This is a genomic window from Streptomyces sp. EDA2-14, assembly GCF_054963755.1.
The window spans coordinates 47,584-68,691 of the sequence record NZ_JBUEGE010000014.1 but is presented as its reverse complement, the minus strand read 5'-3'; the positions used below and the strand labels follow the sequence as shown (position 1 = coordinate 68,691).

General features: G+C 71.5%; 18 protein-coding genes. 1 reads left to right on the top strand and 17 read right to left on the bottom strand.

Features of this window, described 5'->3' with window-relative positions:
* The first annotated feature begins 179 nt into the window (after positions 1-179).
* Positions 180-1,709 carry an MFS transporter gene (locus ACY34M_RS28260; RefSeq protein ID WP_462721132.1) on the top strand — a complete coding sequence of 510 codons (1,530 nt, stop codon included), beginning with the start codon at positions 180-182 and terminating at the stop codon, positions 1,707-1,709.
* Here ACY34M_RS28260 and ACY34M_RS28255 read toward each other — a convergent pair.
* From ACY34M_RS28255 to ACY34M_RS28175, 17 genes are all read right to left on the bottom strand, one after another.
* Complete coding sequence (locus ACY34M_RS28255) at positions 1,703-3,070, bottom strand: aspartate aminotransferase family protein (protein WP_462721131.1); 1,368 nt, start codon at positions 3,068-3,070, stop codon at positions 1,703-1,705. The two genes, ACY34M_RS28260 and ACY34M_RS28255, sit on opposite strands and share 7 nt — an antisense overlap.
* A 45-nt stretch (positions 3,071-3,115) precedes the next feature.
* On the bottom strand, positions 3,116-4,222 hold the full coding sequence (locus ACY34M_RS28250; RefSeq protein WP_462721130.1) for a phosphotransferase: 1,107 nt from the start codon (positions 4,220-4,222) through the stop codon (positions 3,116-3,118).
* A gap of 124 nt (positions 4,223-4,346) precedes the next feature.
* Positions 4,347-6,254 (bottom strand): hypothetical protein, encoded by a 1,908-nt coding sequence (locus tag ACY34M_RS28245; protein WP_462721129.1) that lies wholly within the window; start codon positions 6,252-6,254, stop codon positions 4,347-4,349.
* Positions 6,251-7,453 (bottom strand): lactonase family protein, encoded by a 1,203-nt coding sequence (locus ACY34M_RS28240; protein ID WP_462721128.1) that lies wholly within the window; start codon positions 7,451-7,453, stop codon positions 6,251-6,253. Before ACY34M_RS28240 ends, ACY34M_RS28245 begins: the two co-directional genes overlap by 4 nt.
* A gap of 58 nt (positions 7,454-7,511) precedes the next feature.
* Entirely contained in the window at positions 7,512-8,378 is an 867-nt protein-coding gene (locus tag ACY34M_RS28235) for an ABC transporter permease (protein WP_462721127.1), read from the bottom strand.
* Positions 8,379-8,410: 32 nt separating this feature from the next.
* Positions 8,411-9,448 carry an ABC transporter substrate-binding protein gene (locus tag ACY34M_RS28230; RefSeq protein WP_462721126.1) on the bottom strand — a complete coding sequence of 346 codons (1,038 nt, stop codon included), beginning with the start codon at positions 9,446-9,448 and terminating at the stop codon, positions 8,411-8,413.
* A 14-nt stretch (positions 9,449-9,462) separates the two neighbouring features.
* On the bottom strand, positions 9,463-11,052 hold the full coding sequence (locus tag ACY34M_RS28225) for a carboxylesterase/lipase family protein (protein ID WP_462721125.1): 1,590 nt from the start codon (positions 11,050-11,052) through the stop codon (positions 9,463-9,465).
* 26 nt (positions 11,053-11,078) lie between these two features.
* Positions 11,079-11,771 (bottom strand): GntR family transcriptional regulator, encoded by a 693-nt coding sequence (locus tag ACY34M_RS28220; protein WP_462721124.1) that lies wholly within the window; start codon positions 11,769-11,771, stop codon positions 11,079-11,081.
* A gap of 75 nt (positions 11,772-11,846) precedes the next feature.
* Complete coding sequence (locus ACY34M_RS28215; protein ID WP_462721123.1) at positions 11,847-12,698, bottom strand: amidohydrolase family protein; 852 nt, start codon at positions 12,696-12,698, stop codon at positions 11,847-11,849.
* 51 nt (positions 12,699-12,749) lie between these two features.
* A complete protein-coding gene (locus ACY34M_RS28210) occupies positions 12,750-13,748 on the bottom strand; it encodes an ABC transporter substrate-binding protein (protein ID WP_462721122.1) in 999 nt (332 codons plus the stop codon).
* Positions 13,749-13,792: 44 nt separating this feature from the next.
* Positions 13,793-14,671: a substrate-binding domain-containing protein gene (locus ACY34M_RS28205; protein ID WP_462721121.1), complete on the bottom strand. Its 879-nt coding sequence runs from the start codon at positions 14,669-14,671 to the stop codon at positions 13,793-13,795.
* A gap of 36 nt (positions 14,672-14,707) precedes the next feature.
* A complete protein-coding gene (locus ACY34M_RS28200) occupies positions 14,708-15,856 on the bottom strand; it encodes a DUF3500 domain-containing protein (protein ID WP_462721120.1) in 1,149 nt (382 codons plus the stop codon).
* Positions 15,857-15,895: 39 nt separating this feature from the next.
* The gene (locus ACY34M_RS28195) at positions 15,896-16,807 is read right to left on the bottom strand and encodes a substrate-binding domain-containing protein (RefSeq protein ID WP_462721119.1); all 912 of its coding nucleotides are present in this window, start codon (positions 16,805-16,807) and stop codon (positions 15,896-15,898) included.
* Positions 16,808-16,812: 5 nt separating this feature from the next.
* Positions 16,813-18,465: a thiamine pyrophosphate-binding protein gene (locus ACY34M_RS28190; protein ID WP_462721118.1), complete on the bottom strand. Its 1,653-nt coding sequence runs from the start codon at positions 18,463-18,465 to the stop codon at positions 16,813-16,815.
* Positions 18,462-19,532 carry an amidohydrolase family protein gene (locus ACY34M_RS28185; RefSeq protein WP_462721117.1) on the bottom strand — a complete coding sequence of 357 codons (1,071 nt, stop codon included), beginning with the start codon at positions 19,530-19,532 and terminating at the stop codon, positions 18,462-18,464. Before ACY34M_RS28185 ends, ACY34M_RS28190 begins: the two co-directional genes overlap by 4 nt.
* Positions 19,529-20,419 carry an HpcH/HpaI aldolase family protein gene (locus ACY34M_RS28180; protein ID WP_462721116.1) on the bottom strand — a complete coding sequence of 297 codons (891 nt, stop codon included), beginning with the start codon at positions 20,417-20,419 and terminating at the stop codon, positions 19,529-19,531. Before ACY34M_RS28180 ends, ACY34M_RS28185 begins: the two co-directional genes overlap by 4 nt.
* The gene (locus tag ACY34M_RS28175) at positions 20,416-21,066 is read right to left on the bottom strand and encodes an SRPBCC domain-containing protein (RefSeq protein WP_462721115.1); all 651 of its coding nucleotides are present in this window, start codon (positions 21,064-21,066) and stop codon (positions 20,416-20,418) included. Before ACY34M_RS28175 ends, ACY34M_RS28180 begins: the two co-directional genes overlap by 4 nt.
* Positions 21,067-21,108 lie beyond the last annotated feature (42 nt).

Below are 21,108 nucleotides of genomic sequence, written 5' to 3'. Positions count from 1 at the left end.
GCTCCTGTTCCCGGGCTCCGGGGTTCCCGGGGTCCCGGCGGACACAGCCGCCATATCTGGAAATAAGGCGAATTTCGGTACCAAGCTAACAGCGGGTACGCCCCCGCGCCCGGGCAGTCGCGACGCCCGGCCGCCGCGGACAGTCGCGCAGTCGCGGGGGCTCGGCAAGAATGTGCCCGATGGCAGCGACGGCCGGACCGACCCCCGACGCCGTCCCCGGCGTCCGGCTCTCCTCGGCGCGCGGGCGGTGGATCCTCGCGTGCGTGGTGCTGGCGTCGGGTATGGCGATGCTCGACGGGACGGTGGTGAACGTCGCGCTGCCGACGATGGGGCGCGACCTCGGGGCGTCCCTGTCGGCCCTGCAATGGGTCGTCAACGCGTACATGCTGACGTTGTCCGCGCTGCTCCTGTGGGGCGGCGCGATGGGCGACCGGATCGGGCGGCGGCGGGCGCTCGTGCTGGGTGTCGCGTGGTTCGCGGTCGCCTCCGCGGCCTGCGGGCTTGCGCCGGACGAAGGCACGCTGATCGCTGCGCGGGCGCTCCAGGGGGTCGGCGGGGCGCTGCTGACGCCGGGGTCGCTGGCGCTGGTGCGGTCGGTGTTCCACCCCGACGACCAGGCCAGGGCGGTGGGTGCCTGGTCGGGTCTGACCGGTGTGGCGGGGGCGCTCGGGCCGTTTCTGGGCGGGTGGCTGATCGACGGGCCCGGCTGGCGCTGGATCTTCCTGATCAACGTGCCGATCGCCGCCGTGGTGCTGCTCATCGCCGTACGGCATGTGCCCGAGAGCCGGGACGCGGCGGCCGCGGACACCCCGTTCGACCAGGTCGGCGCGGTGCTCGCCGCGGTCTGCCTGGCGGGGGTGAGCTATGCGCTGATCGGGTCCTCGGGCGATGCGTCGGGCGTGGCGGCAGGGCTCGCCGCGCTCGTCGGAGTGCTCGCCGGAATCGCCTTCGTGGCCGTGGAGCGGCGGCGGGCCGCGCCGATGCTGCCGCCGTCCCTGTTCCGCTCGCGTCTCTTCAGCGCCGCGAACGGGATGACGCTGTGCCTCTACGCGGGGATCGGCGGCATCCTGTTCATCCTGCCGGTCCAGTTGCAGGTCGCCCTCGGCTACGACGCGCTGGAGGCGGGCGTGGCGACGCTGCCGGTGACGGCGCTGATGCTGCTGCTCTCGGCGCGGGCCGGCGATCTGGCGCGCCGGGTGGGGCCGACGCTGCCGCTGGTCGTGGGGCCCGTCGTCGCGGCGGCCGGGGTGCTGCTGATGCTGCGGATCGGGCCCGGCTCCTCGTACGCGGCCGATGTGCTGCCCGCCGTGGCCGTCCTGGGCCTCGGCATGAGCCTGTTCGTGGCCCCGCTGACGACGACGGTCCTCGCGTCGGTGGAGCCGGAGCACGCGGGTCTGGCCAGCGGCGTCAACAACACGGCGGCGCGGGTCGCGCAGCTGCTGGTGGTCGCGGCGCTGCCGCTCGCCGTCGGCCTGTCGGGCGACGCCTATACCCGGCCCGCCGCGGTGAACACGTCGTTCCACCGGGCCGCGCTGGGCAGCGCCCTGCTGTTCGCGCTGGGCAGCGCCACGGCGGCCCTGTTCATCCGGCCACGGGCGGTGCGTCCGCGCCTCGAGGACGCACCGCGGCCGCAGTGCCGGTCCCATCTCGGAGTCAGCGCACCGGCGTTGGAACCGGGCGAGGAGCACACGCGACAGACGCGTCAGTGACGCTGAGGCCGAGTGCAGTCCGTGAGCGTCGCGTCGAGCGCGGTCAGCAGCCGGTCGGCGTCTTCGCTGCCGAAGACCAGCGGCGGACGGATCTTGAGGACGTTGCCGTCGGCGCCGGTGGCCGAGATCAGGACACGGCGCTCGCGCAGGCCGTTGACGACCGCGGTCGCCAGCCGCGCGTCGGGGGACTTGGTCTCCCGGTCGCCGACGAGCTCCACCCCCACGTACAGGCCCGCTCCGCGGACGTCGCCGATGGCCGGGTGCCGCTCTGCCAGGTCGGCGAGGCCGGCGCGAAGGTCCGCGCCGACGGTGTGCGCATGGTCCATGAGGTGCTCGCCGCGGATGACGTCGAAGGTGGCCTGCGCGGCGGCGATGGCGACCGAGTTGCCGCCGAAGGTGTTGAAGTACCGCATGTCGTGGCCGAACGCGGCGACGGCGTCGTGGGTGACGGCGATGCCCGCGACCGGATAGCCGTTGCCCATGGGCTTGCCCATCGTGACGATGTCGGGGCGCACGTCGTGTCGTTGGTAGCCCCACATCCGCTCCCCCGAGCGGCCGAAGCCGCACTGCACCTCGTCGGCGACGAACAGTCCGCCCGCCTCCTGCACCGCCTTCACGGCCGGGCCGAGCAGATCCGTGGGCTGCGCGTACAGCCCGTCGGAGCTGAACAGGGAGTCGACGACGAACGCGGCCACGCCCTGCCCGTGGCGTTCCAGGTCACGGATCTGGGCGCGTACGTGGTCGGCGAACCACTCGGCCATGCCCGCGGCCGGGACGCGGTAGGAGTCGGGGGTGGGTATCCGGCGCACCCAAGTGCCGAGCGCGGCGTTCTCGCCGAGCGCCGGTGAGATTCCGGCTATCTGGTCGGAGTTGCCGTGGTACGCCTCCGAGGTGACGATGACGCCTTCGTGGCCGGTGCGGTACCTGGCGATGCGCAGCGCGAGGTCGTTGGCCTCGGAGCCGGTGCAGGTGAACATGGCGTGGCCGTCGGCGACCGGCCCGGTCAGCGTGGAGAGCAGGTCCTCGGCGTAGTCGAGGACGCCTTCCTGGAGGTAGCGGGTGTGGGTGCACAGGGTCTGCATCTGCCGGTGCACGGCCTCGACGACGTGCGGATGGGCGTGGCCGACCGAGACCACGTTGTTGTAGGCGTCGAGGTACTCGTGCCCCTCGTCGTCCCAGAGCCGGCAGCCCTCGCCTCGCACGATGTGCAGGGGCTGCTGGTAGAAGAGGCGGTAGGCGGGTCCCAGCAACTTCTCCCGGCGGGCGACCAGTGCGCGGGAGGCCGGTGAAAGGCCCTCGGCCGTGCTCGGGTCGAAGGCGTTGTTCATCTTCCCGCGCGTCTTGCTGTCAGGGGTGCTCATTCACGTCCTTGGTGGTGTGCGGAGTGCGGCGGCTTGTCGGGGCGGTCAGAGGAAGGTCGCGGAGATCTCGTCGGGCGTGCGGTCGAGGAACCAGGCCAACTGGCCCCAGCCCGGACGGGTGTTGCGCAGGATGTAGGCGGTGTTGCCGGGGATCAGTGCGGCGCGGTGCCGGGTGATCAGGGCGCGGGCGACCACCCGTCCCAGGACGAGGTGGGGGATCAGCGCGAGTTCCGTCTCGGTGAGATCGGCGTACCGCAGGTATCCGCGCAGGACGTCGCGGGCCTCGGCGAACAGGTCGGGCACCTCGCGCGTCGCGGCGTCGCGCGGCAGTTGGTTGAGCAGCGCGGTCGAGACGTCCACGGCGATCGCGGTGTGCACGGCGTCGCCGAAGTCGATGACGCCGGTGACGAATGCGGGGTCGTCGTGGTCGACGAGGAGGTTGGAGGTGCTGAAGTCGTTGTGCAGCACTTGGGCGCGCAGGTACGGGAGTCGGGGCGCGACGACGTCCATGCAGCGGGCCAGCCCGGCGGCCAGGGCGTCGTGCTGTGCGGTGTCGGTGACGTCGTCGAGCAGCGGCCGCAGCGCGGGGAGGTGCTGGACGTCCCAGGCGCACGGCCGGTCGTCCGCCGGATGCCGGAAGTCGGCGGTGGCGTGCCGCAGTTCGGCCAGGGTCTCCCCCAGCCGCTCCCGCTCGGCCGGTGAGGAGCCCGTGGTGTCGAGCGGCGTCCCCGGGGCGAACGTCATGAGGCGGGCCAGCCGGTGCTGACCCGCCTCGTCGCGCAGGGGAACGAGCGTCCGGCCGTCCGTCGACCGCAGCAGTTCCGGGACCGGGACGGCATACGCCGACGCGTGCACGTGCCGCATCAACTCGGTCTCGAAGTCGACTTCGGCGTCGGCCTCGTCCGGATGGGAGACCTTGACGACGTACGTGCCGCCCGCCGCGGTGTCGAGCCGGAAGGTGTCGTCCTTCTCGGTGGCGAGGCGGGTCGCGGCGACGACGTCGAGGGACCAGTGGGCGCGGGCCAGCGCGACCGCCTCGGCCTCGCCCATGACCGCGTGGGCGGCGGCCAGACGACCGGTGCCGAGGCCGAGCCGTTCGAGCGTCGCCCCCGCCCCCGCGCCACCGATCCGCCGGGCAACAGCGTCCGTCATACGACCGCCCTCCACGGTTGTGCCGTCGGCACGGCCCGGCCCTCACACCGGCCGCCGCCCCCTTTCCGCGCTCGTCGAAAGGCATGCGCCGCGATGACCTTGCCGAAACCTGGCACCCGGCGCTTCAGCCGGACAGGACCTCCTTGGTGAGGTAGAGGGGCATCGAGTCCTCCCACTGGCTGTCGGTCAGGAGTCTCTTGTCAGTGCCGTCCGCGTTCATGCTGAAGATCTGGCCGTAGGGCTGGAACGTGTCGTCGTACAGGGCCGCTTCTTCGCGGAAGCCGTACATGCCGCTGTTGTAGAGGATGCGGCCGTCGTGGTTCCAGACCGCGTGGCCGTCGTTGGCGCCGCTGCTCGTGAGGGTCTTCAGTCCGCTGCCGTCCGGTCGGACGGTGCACACGTCGAAGTTGGTGGCGCTCGTCTTGCGGGTGAAGAGGATGAGCCTGCCGTCCGGGGACCAGTCGGGCAGGTTGTCGGACTCGGTGGTGAGGACGATCGTCGCGCCCGTCCTGAGGTCGAGGACGCGCAGGCCCATCTCCTCGCCCCACACGCGGTACACGATCCGGTTGCCGTCCGCGGAGTAGCTGGGGAAGCCGGCGTTGGTCGACCCGTCGGTGAGCATCTGGTGCGAGGAGCCGTCGCTGGGCACGCGGACGAGTTGGGCGTTGCTCGTGGCGCGGGTCTGGAACCAGCCGCCCAGGCCGAACGCGATCCACTTTCCGTCGGGCGACCACGTGGGCCGGAACGCGCCCGCCAGGCCGTGCTGGACCTGCGTCTGGTCGAGGCCCGAGGTGGCGGTGTCGAACACGACCTGTTGGCCGGATCCGTCGGGGCGCATGGTGACGATCGAGGAGTTGCCGAGCTGCTTGTTGGTGAGGGCGAGGCGCCCGTCCCTGGACAGGGCGGGGAACACGTCGCAGTGGCGGTAGTCCCAGTCGGGGTCCCAGCTGTGCAGCGGGGTGTCGAGCGGGCGCGTCGTGTAGTCGAGCTTCTCGTACATCACCGACTTCCCGTCCGGCGACCAGACCGGTGAGCGCAGCGCCCGCTTCACGGGCTGCCGGGTGTCCGAGACGTAGGCGAGTCCCTCGTCGGATCCGCCCTTGACGAGGTAGCCGATCTCCGTCGCGGACACGTACTGGGGCGCGACCTTCAGGTGGGGTCCCGAGGTGTGCTCGACACGGGCGCCGGTCGTGACGTCCACCGAGACGATCTGGGATTCGACGGTGCCGATGGCCTCCGGCCTGTGCGCTCCCCAGGTTCCCTCGACCGTGATCTCGTAGAAGACGATTCTGCCGCCGTCCGGGGACCACTTCGGCGAGCCCAGGCAGTAGCCGTCGCGCGTCGCGACCTGGCGGAAGCCGGTGCCGTCGGGACGGATCGCGTAGACGCTCAGCTCCTGGGTGTGCTCCCAGCCTGTGCCGTTGCCGTGCCCGCGCCACGTCGTGTTGCGGTCGCTGGAGAAGGCGATCCACTGGCCGTCGGGCGACCAGGAGGGCCGGAAGTGGCCGTCGGGGCTCGCGGGGTTGCCGGCGAGGGCCGCGGTGCCCGTCAGGTTGGTGCGTCGGTTCGTGGCGAGGTCGAGCACCCAGATGTGCGTCTTGTGGTCCCCGCTGGTGGACACGTACGCCACCTTCTTGCCGTCGGGCGACGGAACGGCCCAGTCGTTCATGGCCGCGTCGGCCACCAGACGCTGCACTCCGGAGCCGTCGGCCTTCGCCCGGTACAGGCAGGAGTGTCCGTCGCCCGTCCGCTCCGACGTGAAGAACACGGACCGGCCGTCGGCCGAGAAGGCCGCGTGGTGGTCGAAGGCCCCGTCCTGAAGCAGTTTGCGTTCGTTGGAACCGTCGGCGTCGCAGATGTACAGCGTGGCGCCGGACGGGCCGATGCGGTTCATCAGCATCACGCCCTTCTTGCCGTCTGCGGCGGCCGCCACGGCGAAGGGGGCGGGCAGGAACGCGGCACCGGTGACGGCCGCTCCGGCCGCGAGGAAGGCTCGGCGCTTCATGTCTCTGCGCGGGGTGTCAGGAGTCATCGCGGTCCGTTGTCCTTTCGTTGACGGTGGACGCCGACGCAGTCGGCGGCGGGGACGGCCACGGACGTACCGGTGTCGGTGAGGCGTCCGGAGGCGCGGTCCACGGCGAAGAGGTCGACGGTGCCGCTCGCCTTGTTCGCGACGAACAGCCACCGGCCCCCGGGGTGCAGGGTGAAGCTCCACGGGGTGGTGCCCGCGCAGGGCAGGCGCTGCGCCTCGGTGAGCAGACCGGTCCCGCGGTCGACCGCGAACACGACCAGCGCGTTGTCGCCCCGGTTGGAGACGTAGACGTGGCGGCCGTCGCGGCCGAGGGCCAGTTCGGCGGCGCTGGTGGCGCCGGTGTGGCCGGGGGCGTTCGTCGTGAGGCGTCGGCGGGGCGTGAGCGTGCCCGTACGCGGCTCCCACGCCAGTACCTCGATGTCCGCGGTCAGTTCGTGCAGCAGGTAGACCGTCCGGCCGTCGGGGTGGAAGGCGAGGCGTCGCGGCCCGGATCCCGGTGCGGTCGCGTAGTGGCCGGGCGAGCGGTCGGAGAGGGTGCGGGTGGCCGGGTCGTAGTGGTGCACGAACACACGGTCCGCGCCGAAGTCGGCGACGAGTGCGAACCTGCGGCTCGGGTCGACGACCACGTGGTGCGCGTGTGGGCCGGCCTGGCGCGGGTTGGGCCCCCAACCGGTGTCCTGGACGGTGGAGGCCACCGCGCCGAGGCGGCCGTCGCGGTGGATCGGCACGGTCGACGCGGACCCGGCGGCGAAGTCGGCGACCAGCAGCGTCTCCGCGTCCGCGTCGGGGCCTATGTAGGACAGCCCACCGCTGCCGCCGGGCACCGCCTCGGTCTGCAGCTCGCCGGTCCGGCGAAGGGCACCGGAGACGCCGTCGATGCGGAAGGTACGGATGATTCCGCCCTGCTCGCCACCGGCGACGTAGAGCACCGGATGCTTCGGATGCACGGCGACCCAGTTGGAGCTGACCTCGGCCACCGTGCCGAGCGGTGTCATGGTGCCCCGGCGGGGATCGAAGCGGATGGCGTGCACCTGATTCCCGCCCCAGGTGCCGACGTAGAGCAGGTCGTCCGGCTGCTCCCCGGTGGCGGCGGACGCGGACGTGGCGGAGACAAGGGGCAGCGCGCCCGCGGCCGAGGCCGCGACGGCGGCGAGGACGCTTCTGCGCGTGTGCGGTGGGACGTGCGGCGGCTCTTTCATCGTGGGAAGGCCTTTCAAGAAGTCGTGGTGAGCGGGCCCGACGGCCCCGGTGAAGCGCTCAGCCCTTCGCGTTCGGACGGCGGCGCGGGGCAAGGCCGAGGCGCTTCAGGGCGTACGTGTCGAGCGCGGTCAGCACTCCGTTCAGGGCGAGGGTCAGGGCGACCAGGACGATGAGGCCGGCGAACTCGGCTGCCGCGTCGAGGTTCTGGGCCGCGGTGAACAGCTCGTGGCCGACTCCCTCGGAGGAGGCGATGAACTCGCCGCCGATGACACCGAGGATGGCGAGCGGGCCGCCGGTCTTGAGCGCGGCGAAGAACGGGGCCGCGAGCGTGGGGATGGTGACGTAGCCCAGGACGTGGTGCCTGCGTCCGCCCATCACCTGGACGACCTCGACGAGTTCGCGTTCGCGCAGCCGCAGGCCCAGGTACACGTTGTAGAAGACCACGAAGGCGACACCGGTCATCGCGATGGTGATCTTCGACCAGGGGCCGATGCCGAAGAACAGCAGGAAGAGCGGGGCGAGCGCGATCTTCGGGATGCCGTTGAGGGCCGCGACGAGCGGTTCGAGGACGCGTCCGAGGAGCGGGAACGAGCCGAGGACGAGGCCCATCACGGTGCCCAGGGCGACGCCGAGGCCGAATCCGGCGAGTACCTCGACGGCGGTCACCCGGATGTCGGTCCACCCGGTCGCCGAGCCGAGCATGTCGACGAGCGCGTCGTACACCTCCGTGGGTTTGCTCACCGCGTACTCGGGGACTATGGGCCCGCTCATCACCTGCCACAGGACGAGGGCGACCACGATCACCAGCACGCGCAGCGCGATGACGGTGGGGCTCTTCTGCCCGCCGGTGCGCCGCTTCTTGGCGGTCCTGACCGGGCTCGGGGTGTCGGGCTCGGTCACGGCGTTCTGGGTGACGGTTGCCATGGTCTGCTCCGTTCCGCTTGGGGTCGGCCGTTTCACGGCAGGTAGGTGTTGGTCCAGTTGTCGGATGTGACCTTCGCGTCGGGCACCGCGCCGATGCCGTCCTTCACGAAGGCGACGGTCTTCTGCCATCCGGCCTCGTCCTGCTTGGCGCTCTTGGGCCACTCGACCTGTTCGACGGCCGCGCTCAGCACGTCGTCGGGCACACCCGGCAGGGTCTTGCGGGAGGCGGCCAGGACGCTCTTGTCGTCGGAGGGGTGCGAGTCGAGGTACGCGGTCGCCTGCTGGACGGCGGTGGCGAAGCCCTTCACGGTCTTCGCGTCGGTCTTCGCGTAGCTCTTCTTGACCACCACGGCCTGCCCGTAGCCGGCCTGCTCGTACGACCACTCGGGCACCTTGGTCGGGTCGGCCACCACGACGCCGTCGCCCTCGTGCTGGACCTGGAGCGGGATGGGTTCGGAGGTGATGAACCAGTCGACCTCGCCCTTGGCGAGCGCGGCCTTGTCTGCGGCCGGGCTCGGCAGCGACACCCACTTCAGCTTGCCGGGGTCGACGCCGTGGGCCTTGAGGAAGATGCCCGCCTCCGCCTTGGTGTTGGCGGAGCTCGCGCCGGCCGTCGAGTCGGCCAGGGCCTTGGCCACCTTGGCCGCGGGCGTCTTGGCGGTCAGTCCGTGCTCCTTCGCGAACGTGGTGCTGACGACGATGCCGAGCGGGTTGCCGCCGCCGTTGTGGGCGACGGACAGCTCGGGCAGCCCTTTGGAAAGGCCCGCGATGTAGCTCGTCGGGCTGGAGTTGAGGAACTGCACCGAGCCCGACTGGAGGGCCGAGGTGCCGGTGGCGGCGGTCAGCGTCACATATTTGATCTTGATGTTCTGCCGGTCGAAGTAGCCCTTCTCCTCCGCCAGGCGTATCGACAGGTCGAAGACATTGCTGCTCACCCCCACCGAGACGGTCGTCTTGCCGTCCGAGCCGACCGACGAGGAGCCGTCGCCGCCGCAGCCCGTGAGCAGCGCGGCGCCGCACATCGTGACGGCGGACAGTGCGAGCGAGGAGTGCTTCATACGTTGGTTCATGGGAACTCCCTTGTTCACCAGGCTTGTTGCGTACGAAAGAAGCGGGTCCAGAAGTCGAGGTGTGCCGGGTCCGCCACCGGGACCGGGCCGAACCGCGCGCCGACCTCCATCACGGTCGCGGCGGCCGGCGAGAAAGCGGGCCAGTGGGCGAGACCGGACCCGTTGGGGTCGCCGCAGGCGGCGAAGTTGATCCAGTACGAGGAGAGGGTCCGGGCGATCTCGTGGTCCTGCTCGGTCCACGCGGCGGTACCTCCCGCGGGGTTGCCGAAGACGTAGTCGATCTCCGAGCCGTGGAAGGCACCTCCGGGCGAGGTGCCTCGCGCGGGTGTGCGGTGGGTCCAGAAGTAGGTGTGCAGCCTGCCGGTGGTGTGCCGCGTCCAGTCCTGACCCCACAGGTACGTGGACAGGCGGGAGTTGTCGCGGGCCGCGTCGCTGCTCGCACGCGCCGCCTCGTCGTCCGTGGTGGCCGGGTAGAGCCGCAGGAACTCGTCGGCGAGCGGGCCGAACTTCCGGGTGGCCGCCGCGCGGTGCTGCTCCAGTGTCACGTGGACGGGCGGCGATCCGGGCCGGGGTGTGCGCCGCCCGGCGCGCAGCGCGGCGACCAGCGATTCGGGTACGGCGCCGCCCTCGTCGAGGTTGTTCCCGGTGAGGTAGTCGACGTCGTTCTGCAGCCCCTTGGCGTACGTGGTGTCGTAGCCGGCGGGGATCACCCAGCCGTCGACGACGGGGCGGAACAGTGGGGGCGCGGACGTGGTCCCGGTCTCGACGTCGGTGTCGACCGGGTGGTTGCCGTCGACCAGCTTGTGCCAGTGCAGGGTGCGCAGTTCGTGGATGTCACGTGCGCCGTGCTCGCGGATGTACCGCTCCCCCGCGCGTTCGGCGTCGGCCGGCCGCCGGTAGGAGGTGGACAGGTAGCGCAGTTCGGGGTCGCGGGAGTAGCGGGCGTGGCTCTGCGCGATCGCCCGCTGGAACAGGCCCTTGGCGTGCGGGGACATGGCCAGGAAGTTGACCATGCCGGCGCCCGCGGACTGCCCTGCGATGGTGACACGGCCGGGGTCGCCGCCGAAGCGCTCGATGTTGTCGCGCACCCAGCGCAGGGCGGCGACGCAGTCGAGCAGCCCGTAGTTGCCCGAGGAGTCGTGCCCCGACTCCTCGCTCAGTTCGGGTGCGGCGAGGAAACCGAAGGCGCCGAGGCGGTAGTTGAAGGTGACGACGACGAGGCCCTGGCGGGCCAGGTTCTCGCCGTCGTAGCGGGGGTGTGCGCCGGTGCCCTCGCGGAAGCCGCCGCCGTAGATCCAGACGAGGACCGGTCGCCGCTCCTCGCGCGAGGGGGCGCCCGTCCAGATGTTCAGGTTGAGGCAGTCCTCGCTCATCGGGACGTCGACGCCGGTCGCGGCGGCCTCGGTCGGCGCCTGCGGGCACAGGGGGCCGAACCGGTCGGCGCGTCTCACCCCCTCCCGGCGCGGCGGTGCCACGGGGGGCCGCCAGCGCAGGTCGCCGACCGGCGCGGCGGCGTAGGGGATGCCTCGGAAGACCGTGACGGAGCGGTCGCGGCACGGTATTCCCTCGACGGGTCCCGCCTCGGTGTCCACGGTGGGGCGCATGGAGTCCTTTCCGCCCCAGCCGCCCGTCAACTGATGGGCGGCTCCGGGGACTTGTCCAGCAGCAGCGCCCTGCGGGCGGAGCCGACGTGATGGCGCATGGCCGCGCTCGCCGCATCGGGGTTGCGGGTGACGACGGCCAGGAAGATGGTCTGGTGCTCCTCCAGCGACCCGGCGCGCGGATGCTGTGCGGAGAGGTTGCGGTACTGCCGCATCACCAGGGGGTAGAGCAGTGTGTCGTAGGCATGGGCCAGGGTGTGCTGGTGCGCGGCCTGCTTGACCTGCTGGTGGAACTGCCGGTTGCCCCGCGAGTAGGCGTCCTGGTCCCCGCGGGACTGCGCTTCCTCCATGTCGTGGAGGGTGCGGCGCAGGTCTTCGATCTCCTCCTGCGTGGCCCGCTCCGCCGCCTTGCCGGCGAGCGCGGCCTCCAGGATCTCGCGGGCCTCCAGGATGTCCGCCGCCTCCTCGATGGAGAAGCTGCGGGTGCGCACGCCCCGGTTGACCTCGCCGACGACGTAGCCCTCCTGCGTCAGCCGGGCGAGGGCCGTGCGCATGGTGCTCCGCGACACGTCGAACATCCGGGTGAGGTCCGCCTCGGTCAGCCGGGTGTCGGGCGGGATGCTGCCCGACAGCAGCAGGGAACGCAGCCCCTCGTAGGCATGGCTGTAGCGGGTACCAGACGCCTTCGCCCCGATTTCGGCATCGATGCCTTCGCTGTTCACCTTGACCGCCTTTGTCTTCCGTGAGGATGAGAGCCGAGGCGGGCACAGTAGCCGACCGCATGCCAGGTCAGCTCCTCATCCCCGCAGCGCCGGGTACAGGCGCCGGGACGTGCCCGCGAAGATCTCCTGCCGGTCCTGCTCCGGCAGTGCTTCGAGGACGCCCCGGGCGAGGGCGAGGAGTTCGGGCAACGACTGTTCGGCGGCAGGGCAGTTGGAGCCCCAGGCGATGCGGCGCGCGCCGAACGCCTCGACGACCGGGTCGAGGAAGTCCGCGGCCCGCTCCCCCGCGTCCCGCAGCCGTTCGAGGTTGCGGTGGGTGAGCTTGAGGTGCAGTCCGGGGTGGCGGCCGAGCGCGGCGACCTCGGCGCCCGCGCGCTCGGGCGAAGCGGCTATGTCGGGGTAGCCGATGTGGTCGAGGAGCACGGTCACGCCCGGGAACCGGTCGAGGAGTTCCACGAGCTGACCGGTGGCCGCCCCGAGGCGCATCTGGAGGCAGACCGGAAGCCCCAGCTCCCCGGCCTGCTCCCAGAAGGGGTACGTCTCCGGCGCGGCGAACCACTCGCCCTGGGTGGGCACCGTGCTGCCGCTCGTGAACAGCCGCACCCCGGCGAGCCCGCCCTCGCCGACCGCGGCCTTGAGCGAGGCGGCGGCGTCGGGCCGCAGCGGGTCGACGGTGCCGACGGCGACGAAGCGCTCGGGCCACCGGCGGCTGCTGTCGAGGACGTAGGAGTTGTCGTAGCCGTAGTTCGTGGTGGCCTGCACCAGGACGGCCTGGTCGATGCCCGTGGCGTCCATGCGGTCGACCATGCCCTCGGCGGTCACCGGACGGGTGGCGGCCCAGGCGGACTGCTTGCCTCCGATCGGCGCCTTCGGGTAGCGGGTCGGGTCCTCGGAGATGATGTGGCAGTGTGCGTCGACGACGTCCACGTCGCGTGCTCCCTGGTCTTCGGTGTGGTGTGGGCTTCGGTACGGGGCGGCTCAGGCGTCCGGGTAGTCGCCCTCGGCGAACAGGGCGCGCGGCTCGGCCGGGAAGTCCGCGTCGAGCAGCCCCTGGTCCGCGGCGAACCGGATCATCGCGTGCAGGCTGGGCTCGTTGGCCGTGATGCCGTACGGGACGGGGTCGCCGCCGATGCGGGCGCCCTGGCGGGCGAGGCGGGGCACGGCCGACCACTCGGGGTGGGCGTCCAGGTGCCGGCTCTTGCTCCCGGCGAACGCCGCGTACAGCGCGGTCGGCAGGCCGGGGTCGCGCTCCACCAGCTCGGAGCGGACCGCGATCAGCGAGTGCAGCGGGTAGACGCCGGTGCGCAGGTAGTGGTCCACGGCGAGGGTGTCCGCCTCGGGGAAGAGCGGGTAGGGCCCCTCGTCGCCCGTGGGTGCGGTCTCGGTGGCCGCCGTCCAGCCCGCCCGCGGGGAACCGGCGCGGCCGGTCCCGGCGTTGCCGGTGAGCGCGGCGTCGATCTCCCCGGCGCGCAGCAGTTCGCCGAGCGAGCGGCCGTCGGTGACCCGCTCGACGTTGGCCGGGGCCCGCCCCTCGACGTGGTCGTCGTCGTCGACCACCCAGGTGATGGTGTCGATGTCGACGCCGTACTCGTCGCGCAGCACGCCGCGCACCCACACCCCGGTGCTCACTGTGTAGGCCCGTACGCCGATCCGGCGTCCCTCCAGGTCCTTCGGCACGCGGATCCCGGAGTGGGCGGCGCACTGGACGTCGCCGTGGTGGAAGCGCCGGTTGAGGAAGACCGGCACCGCGGTCAGCGGGATGCCTTCCTGGCGTGCCATCAGGTAGGAGACGGGTGCCAGTTCGCACACGTCGAACTCCAGGTCCCGGATCATCCGCCGGTAGGCGCCGATGACGGGCTTCACGTCGACCGGGTCGACGTGGTAACCGTCCAGCGTGACCTCGCCGTCCAACAGCGGCTGTCCGTGCGGGAATTCACCGATGACCGTCGTGAGCTTGTCCATGCTCTGCTTCCCCATCTTTCCGTGCTTCTCGTATGTCTGCGGCGGTGCGTGGCGCGGTCTCAGCCGCCGAGCCGGGCCGGTGGCACCCCGAGCGCGGAGCAGGTGCGCTCGACGAGCTCGTCGTAGTCCACGGCGCGCGGGACGACGCCCTGGTCGAGCGCGTAGCCGGCGGCTTTGGTGAACGCGCCGCGCAGCGCCTCGAAGCCCACGGGGTGCAGCGGCACGGGCCCCGGCTCGGCGGTCGCGGTGAGCACCGAGCGCATCGCGTCGTACGCGGCGAGGACGGCGGCGGGGTGCTCGGCGGCGGCGCGCTCGGAGATGCCGACCACATGGTTGACCGGGACGAACCCCTGCTCCTTGGCCCACTGTTCGGCGGTGTCGTGGGCATGGTCGACGGCCGTACGGATCCGGTCGTCCGCGGGCAGCCCGTTGCCCATGATCCCGAAGTCGAGCCGGCCCTCCAGGAAGTCCGCCTGGAGCTTGGCCCCCTCGGGCGCCCGCCGCACCCAGGACGGGTCGTCGGCCCCGTCGACGTGGCTGCCCTCGTACGTCGTCCAGTCCGCCTTGCGCAGGTCCACGCCGTACTGCTCGCCGAGGAATCCGCGCACCCACACGCCGGTGGTCTGGCTCCAGGAGCGCACACCGACGCTGTGCCCCTCGACGTCGGCGACGGACAGCCCGCCGAGGGTGACCAGGGTCTGGTGCTGGTGGCGTCCGAGGGTGGTGACGGGGAGCAGCAGTACCGGCTTGTCGTGGGCGACGGCCTGGAGGACGGTCGCGATGGCCACCTCGCACAGGTCCGCGTTCGACTGGTTGACGAAGCCGCGCGACGCCTTGTGCACCGGGCTGATGTCGAGCCGCTCCGGCTCCGTGCCCGTCTCGCGCGCCGCGGCGAGTGCCGCTTCGGCGAGGTCGTCACGGCCCAGCACCAACTTCATGTCTGTCTCCTTCTGCGTGGTTCTGCGTGGGGGGTGTCAGGCGTGCGGCGCATGGTGCCGCTCGTGGTGCTGTCGCAGCAGGTCGGCGCCGTAGTCTCCGCCGTTCGGTGTGCGGACGATGGTGTGGATGTGGCGGCGCGAGGGGTAGTCGTTGCCGAAGATGACACCGGGCATGTGCTCGAACTCGACGAGGATCACCGGGCTGTGGAACCGGTAGTAGAAGGTGCCGTCGGGGTCCCCGGCCCAGGCGAAGTGGGTGTCGCCCTCGTGGTCGAGTACCTCCGCCATGCGGGCCTTCGCGTGCTGGTCGCCGGCCCGGTTCACGTACAGGCCGAGGAGCCGGCGCGCGGTGTCCCGCTGGCCGGGGGTGAGTTCGCTCAGCGGCAGGCCGCGGTGGTCGAGTTCGAGGTTGTCCCGGAAGGCTCCGGCGAACAGGTCCTTCGGGAGTGTGTCGGCGATGACGGCCCGCTCGCGCTGCCGGGAGCCGAGGTCGGTGAACAGTTCGTGGCCCAGTGCCTCCTCGCGGCGGAAGGCGACGGTCCCGGCGTACTTCCCGGATCCGGCGACGACCGGCTCGGCGCCGAGGAAGGTCGGGGTGAGGACCACCCGGTCGCCGACGAAGACGCAGTTGACGTTGACGTGGTGGCCGTCGAGCTGCCAGCCCCACGGACCGCCGTTCTCGGGCTCGCCGTAGACGGAGAACCAGTACAGCCACTCGTTGAGCCCGTCCTCGTTGCCGCTCAGCTCACCGATGGTGAGGTTGAGGTGCATGAGGTCGAGCACCTGGCCGTACCCGTCGGCGCTGAGGCTCTCCCGGACGACGGCGAGGGCCAGGGCGCGCTGTGCGTCGTCGAGTTCCTCCAGGCAGATGCCGTGCCGCAGGAAGTACCGGGCGCCGTTGTTCCAGTGCCGCCAGGTCACGTCGTCCACGGGGAAGCGGCCATCGGCGAGCTGCTTCTCCGTCAGGGCCGCGAGGTACTCCTCCGCGGCCCGGTACACGGGGCGGACGTCCGCGCCGGTGTCGCGCAGCGGGAAGAGTCCGGGCCGGATGCCGTCCGACGTGGCCACGCCGCGGAGGGGTTCGTTCGCCGCCTTGACCCGCCAGGCGACCTTTTCGAGCAGATCGGGTGTCCAGACGTCGGGTTCGCGCGTGGGCGCGTTCCCCCGGTTGCGCAGGGCCACCATCGCCGCTTCTCCTTTCGGTGTCGATTGCCGGGGCGCTCCTCACGAGGCGAGGAAGGCCGCCTTCTCCTCGATGGCCGCGACGTCCACCGGTTCGCCGATGAGGCCCTGCTCCAGGGCGTACTGTCCGGCGATCTCCAGGCAGGCCGTGAGCCGGTCGCTCCAGCCGGCGGCGACCGCGCGCCCGGCCGGTGAGTCGTCGCGCTCCCCTGCGGTCAACGTGATCGCCTCCTCCAGTGCGCGGTACACGGCGCGTACGTCGTCTTCGCGGGCTCGCAGCACGTCGTCGCGCACCACCAGCAGGTGGTTGGCCGGGACCGTTCCGTGCCGCTCGATCCAGGCCAGGCCCGCGTCCTCGGCGTCCTTGACGAGCGGGACGAGTCCTGCGCCCTGTCCGCCGATCGCCTTGGGCCCGAGCACCGCCGCCGAGACGTCGCCCGCGTGCAGCAGGTCGGCGACGCGCGTGGCGTCGGACCGCTCTACGTGGGCGGGGTTGCGGTACTGGGCGACATGGACGTCCTCGGTGGTCACCCAGGTGACGTCGGAGGACGCGACGCCGTACTCCTCCTGGAGCCAGCCGCGCACCCACAGGCCGGTGGTCTGGCCGTAGGATCGGACGCCGACGCGGCGGCCCTTGAGCGCGCGGGGGTCGAGTGCCTCGCCTTCCGGCAGCCGGGTCAGGGAGCGGTGGTGGGTGCTGCCGACGAGGACCACCGGCAGCAGGGTGACCGGGACTCCGGCGTCGCGGGCCTGGAGGTAGGTGGCCATCGGCATCTCGCAGATGTCGTAGGCCAGGTCGCGGACCATCCGGGCGAAGGCCGGGGGCAGCGGGGCGAACTCCGGGTAGTGGCACTCGACGCCGGCCACGGGGACGGTGCCGTCCTTCAGCGGCCGGGTGTGCGGGTGGTTGCCGACGACCACGCTCAGGGGTGTGTCCGTCCGTGTCTCGTTCATGTCGCTCACACGTCCTCGCCGTACTGGATGCGCCGGTAGGGGGTGCTCAGCACCTCTCGGGTGATGCGGACGTCGATGACCGTGGGCCGGGGCTCGCGCACGTACGCGGCGAGCGCGTCGCGCAGCTCCTGTGCGGTGCGGACGGTGGCTCCGCCGCCGCCCAGGGTCTGTGCCACGGCACCGAGCTCGGGCGTGGAGATCGTCGCGAGGTCCGGGTCGAGGCCCTTGGCCTTCGCCTTGTGGTACTCGGCGCCGAGCCCCTGGTCGTTCATCACGACGACCAGGAGCGGGACGTCGTAGCGGCACGCCGTCTCGAACTCGGAGAGGTGCATCAGGAAGCTGGCGTCGCCCTCGACGACGAATCCGGGCTTGTTGCCCTGCGCGATGAGCTGGCCGAGCGCGATCAGCGGGGCCTGCCCGATGGCACCGAACATGCCGTAGTTGGAGAGCACGTCGCGGGAGCGCTGGAAGAGCATGGTGCCGAAGTCGGTCTGGTGACCGCTGCCGAGCACCAGGCCCATCTCGCCCGGCAGTTCGTGGTCCAGGATCCAGATCGCCTCGCGCGGGTCGAGCCGGCCGGGTTCGCTCACGTACTCGGGCTGCTGGAGCCGGGCGGTCAGGTGGTCCTTGACCGCGTCGGTGTGGAAGCCCTCCAACCGGACCGATCGTGCGTCGAGTTCGCGGGTGAGTTCGGTGAGCGCGGTGACGGCGTCGGCCTGGAGGTAGCAGTCGGCCACCCTGCCGTTGCCCATCACCACGTGCGGCGCGGTGTCGATCTGGATGTACTCGGCTTCCGGGTAGAGGTAGCCGCTCTCGATCGTGTAGTGGTTCAGGCTGGCACCCACCGCGATCACGCAGTCGGCCTCCTGGAGCAGTTCCATCGACGCCTTGTCGCCGAAGAGGCCGGACAGGCCGACGTGGAAGTCGGTGCGGTCGCACAGCCAGTTCTTCGCCTGGAGCGTGGTGGCCAGCAGGGCGCCGGTCCGCTCCTGGAGCGCGAGGATCTCCTCCCCCGCGTCGGCCCCGCGTGCACCGCGGCCCGCGATGATCACCACGCGCTTGGCGTTCTGGACGAGGTCGCAGGCGGCGCCCAGTCCTGCCGGGTCCGGCAGCAGCCGGGGCCGCTCGATCAGCGCCGTCGACGGCACGTACTCGTCGTCGTAGTCGTCGAGTTCGGCGACCTGGACGTCGAACGGCGCGCTGATCATGACCGGCCTGGACTCGGTGCGGGCCAGGTAGAAGGCCTTCCGCACGGCGTCCTGCGCGTTCTCGGGCCGGGTGACGTGGATGAACTCGCACTCGATCGCGGCGGCGAAGCGCCGCTGGTCGAGGTACTGGGTGGCGCCCTCGTCGCCCAGCGGTGTCTCGCCGCAGAACGCGACCAGCGGGGTGCGTGCCCGGCTCGCCACGATCATCGAGGTGGCGAGCTGCGAGACACCGGGTCCGCTGGTGGTGGTGACGACGCCGGGCTGTCCCGCACCGCGCGCCCAGCCGTCGGCCATGCCGAGCCCGGAGCCCTCGTGCCGCACCTCGTACAGGCGCACACCCCGGTCGGCGAGCGCCGCCATCCAGTGCATGTTGGCGTCGCCCATCATCCCGAAGACATCGCTGGTGCCTTCCTTGACGAACGCCTCGGCCAGTGCCTCGTAGACCTTCACTTGCGGGACTCCTTCACGTTCGCCGCGGCCGTCGCCCGCGCTTTCAGGACGCCGTCGAGCCGGGAGAAGACGCGCAGCGCGTTGCCTCCGTAGACCGCCTGCCGGTCGGCGTCGGTCAGGGTGTCGATGGAGTCGAGGGTGTACTTGGTGTCGTCGAAGCGGCGCCCGGTCTCGGGGTCCACGCTGCGGACGGCGCCGATCATCTCCGAGGCGAACAGGACGTTGCGCGCGGGGATGATGTCGAGGAGGAGCTCCATGCCGCGCTTGTGGTACACGCAGGTGTCGAAGAAGACATTGCCGAGGATCGACTCCTCCAGCGGCGGTCGGCCGCGGTCCTGCATCATGCCGCGGTAGCGGCCCCAGTGGTACGGGACGGCGCCGCCGCCGTGCGGCAGGATCAGCTTCAGCGTCGGGAAGTCCTTGAACAGGTCCGACTCGCACAGCTGCATGAACGCCACGGTGTCACCGGCCAGATAGTGGGCGCAGGTGCCCTGCAGGGCGGGGTTCCGGGACATCGCCACGTGGACCATGGCGGGGACGTCGAGCTCGACCATCTTCTCGTAGAGCGGGTAGTAGACCCGGTCGGTGAGCGGCGGCCCCTGGTAGTACCCGTCGGACGGGTCCGGGTTGAGCAGACAGCCGACGAAGCCCAACTCCTTGACGCAGCGCTCCAGTTCGGTGACCGAGTTGGCCACGGAGGCGGCGAGGGCGTCGCCCGGTGACTGCGGGAGCTGGCACACGCCGACGAACCGCTCGGGGAACAGTCCGCACACGCGGGCGATGAGGTCGTTGCTGACCAGCGACCAGTCGAGGCTGGTCCGCTCGTCGCCGTAGTGGTGGGCCATCTTGCCCGCACCCGGCGAGAACAGGGTCAGGTCGGTGCCGCGCTCCACTTGCAGCTTCAGCTGGCCCTGCTCGACGGCGGTGCGTATCTCGTCGTCGGTGATGCCCAGTTCGTCGGGCGAGACACGCGCGCCCGACTCCTCGAACGCCTGGATCTGCCGCTGCCGCCACTCGCCGAGCGCCGGGGGCGCCGTGGTGAAGTGGCCGTGACTGTCGATGATCATGCCTTGCTCCGAAGGTCGCGGCCGGTCAGTTCGCGGCCCTTCTCCAGGCCGGGGTAGGTGCGCACCGGCGCGGACATCAGGAACCGGTAGCCGTCGTCGAGCACCTGCTTGACGTTGTCGGCCGTGACGTGGGGGTGGCCGACGGCGACGCCGCGCTCACCGCAGATGTCGAGGATCCGCCGCTTGCACTCCAGGACCCGCGGGTGCTCGTACTGCCGCGGGACGCCCAGTTCCTGGCTCATGTCGCCCTCGCCGATGAGGATCAGACCGATGCCGGGCACCTGGTCGAGGATGTCCGGCAGGTTCTCGATGCCGAGCTGGTCCTCGATCATGAGGCCGACGAGGATCTCCCCGTCGGGGGCGAGCGGCCACACGTCGGCCCTGGCGTAGTACTCGATGTTCGAGATGCCCCAATAGCGGGTCGCGGCGTGCGGGCCGTCGCCGCGCAGGCCGGCGGGCTCGTGCAGCGGGGCGTCGGGAAGGCGCGGGTACCGGCAGGCGGCGACGGCGTTGCGGGCCTCCTCCACCGTGGAGATGTGCGGCCAGACGACGCCGAACGCGCCGAGGTCGAGGGCCTGTTTGGCGTGCCACTGCGCCTTCTCCGCGCCGTTGGCGGGGATCCGCACCATCGGGGTGACGGCGGGGGCGAGGCTGTCGGCGCCGAATATCTGGCGCCGGCTGAGCAGGTACTGGAAGCTGTCCCGCAGGGCGTTGATGTCCCAGGGCTTGTGCTCCATCTCGAACACGACGGTGTCGTAGTCGGTGCCGGTGAGTTCGACGGCGGCCGTCGGGTCGGCGGCGGAGAACGTCGCGAAGACGTGCTCGCCGGCGTCGAGGGCGGCGATCACCTTGTTGAGTCGGCCGGTTGCCGTACGGGGGGTTGTCATCGTCGCGCTCCTCGCTCAAGTGCTTCGGCGGACTGGGCCGCGGGACGGTGGGCCTGCGTCTGCTGCGCCGGCGGCTCTCCCCGGCGCCCGGCGCGGCGCGCCGTCCACCAGGCGCGCAGCCGTGCGAGCAGTCCGGTCGGGCGGACCCGGGGCTCGGGGGTCGCGGTCGTGCCGGGTGCGGCGGGGACTTCCTCGGGGCCGGCGCACTTGAGGACCAGCTGGTCGGAGAACTCCTTCGTCATCCTGGAGATCACCGCCCCGGCGCCGGACTCGATCACCTTGGCGAGCTTGCCGTTGAGCTGGATCTCGCCGTCGACCGCGACCCGCGCGCTGTCGGGGGTGTCGCCCGCGACGACGCGGAAGGTGGCCGTGGCGCTGAAGCGGGTGGCGCCCTGTCCGTCCTTGCCGCGGGCCGACAGGCGGCCTTCTTGCGCGGACTCGTCCAGGTCGAGGGAGACGCGGGCGCCGAACTTGACGCGGATGCCGCCGAACCGGACGACCAGGGTTCCGTCGAAGGAACCGTCGTCGTGCGACGGGCCGAGCTCGGCGCCGCCGATGCAGGAGACGACGTCCTTGGGGTTGGAGATGACTTCCCACACCCGTCGGGGCGGGCTGGGTACGGCGATCTCTTCCTTGATCGATAGCAAAGCCGTGAACCTCACTGGGCTACAGGGGTGGTGCGGGGGGAG

Excerpts from the sequence above, each read along its gene's own strand:
- ACY34M_RS28260 (WP_462721132.1), top strand. The coding sequence starts at position 180 with ATGGCAGCGACGGCCGGACCGACCCCCGACGCCGTCCCCGGCGTCCGG.
- ACY34M_RS28255 (WP_462721131.1), bottom strand. The coding sequence starts at position 3,070 with ATGAGCACCCCTGACAGCAAGACGCGCGGGAAGATGAACAACGCCTTC.
- ACY34M_RS28250 (WP_462721130.1), bottom strand. The coding sequence starts at position 4,222 with ATGACGGACGCTGTTGCCCGGCGGATCGGTGGCGCGGGGGCGGGGGCG.
- ACY34M_RS28245 (WP_462721129.1), bottom strand. The coding sequence starts at position 6,254 with ATGACTCCTGACACCCCGCGCAGAGACATGAAGCGCCGAGCCTTCCTC.
- ACY34M_RS28240 (WP_462721128.1), bottom strand. The coding sequence starts at position 7,453 with ATGAAAGAGCCGCCGCACGTCCCACCGCACACGCGCAGAAGCGTCCTC.
- ACY34M_RS28235 (WP_462721127.1), bottom strand. The coding sequence starts at position 8,378 with ATGGCAACCGTCACCCAGAACGCCGTGACCGAGCCCGACACCCCGAGC.
- ACY34M_RS28230 (WP_462721126.1), bottom strand. The coding sequence starts at position 9,448 with ATGAACCAACGTATGAAGCACTCCTCGCTCGCACTGTCCGCCGTCACG.
- ACY34M_RS28225 (WP_462721125.1), bottom strand. The coding sequence starts at position 11,052 with ATGCGCCCCACCGTGGACACCGAGGCGGGACCCGTCGAGGGAATACCG.
- ACY34M_RS28210 (WP_462721122.1), bottom strand. The coding sequence starts at position 13,748 with ATGGGGAAGCAGAGCATGGACAAGCTCACGACGGTCATCGGTGAATTC.
- ACY34M_RS28205 (WP_462721121.1), bottom strand. The coding sequence starts at position 14,671 with ATGAAGTTGGTGCTGGGCCGTGACGACCTCGCCGAAGCGGCACTCGCC.
- ACY34M_RS28200 (WP_462721120.1), bottom strand. The coding sequence starts at position 15,856 with ATGGTGGCCCTGCGCAACCGGGGGAACGCGCCCACGCGCGAACCCGAC.
- ACY34M_RS28195 (WP_462721119.1), bottom strand. The coding sequence starts at position 16,807 with ATGAACGAGACACGGACGGACACACCCCTGAGCGTGGTCGTCGGCAAC.
- ACY34M_RS28185 (WP_462721117.1), bottom strand. The coding sequence starts at position 19,532 with ATGATCATCGACAGTCACGGCCACTTCACCACGGCGCCCCCGGCGCTC.
- ACY34M_RS28180 (WP_462721116.1), bottom strand. The coding sequence starts at position 20,419 with ATGACAACCCCCCGTACGGCAACCGGCCGACTCAACAAGGTGATCGCC.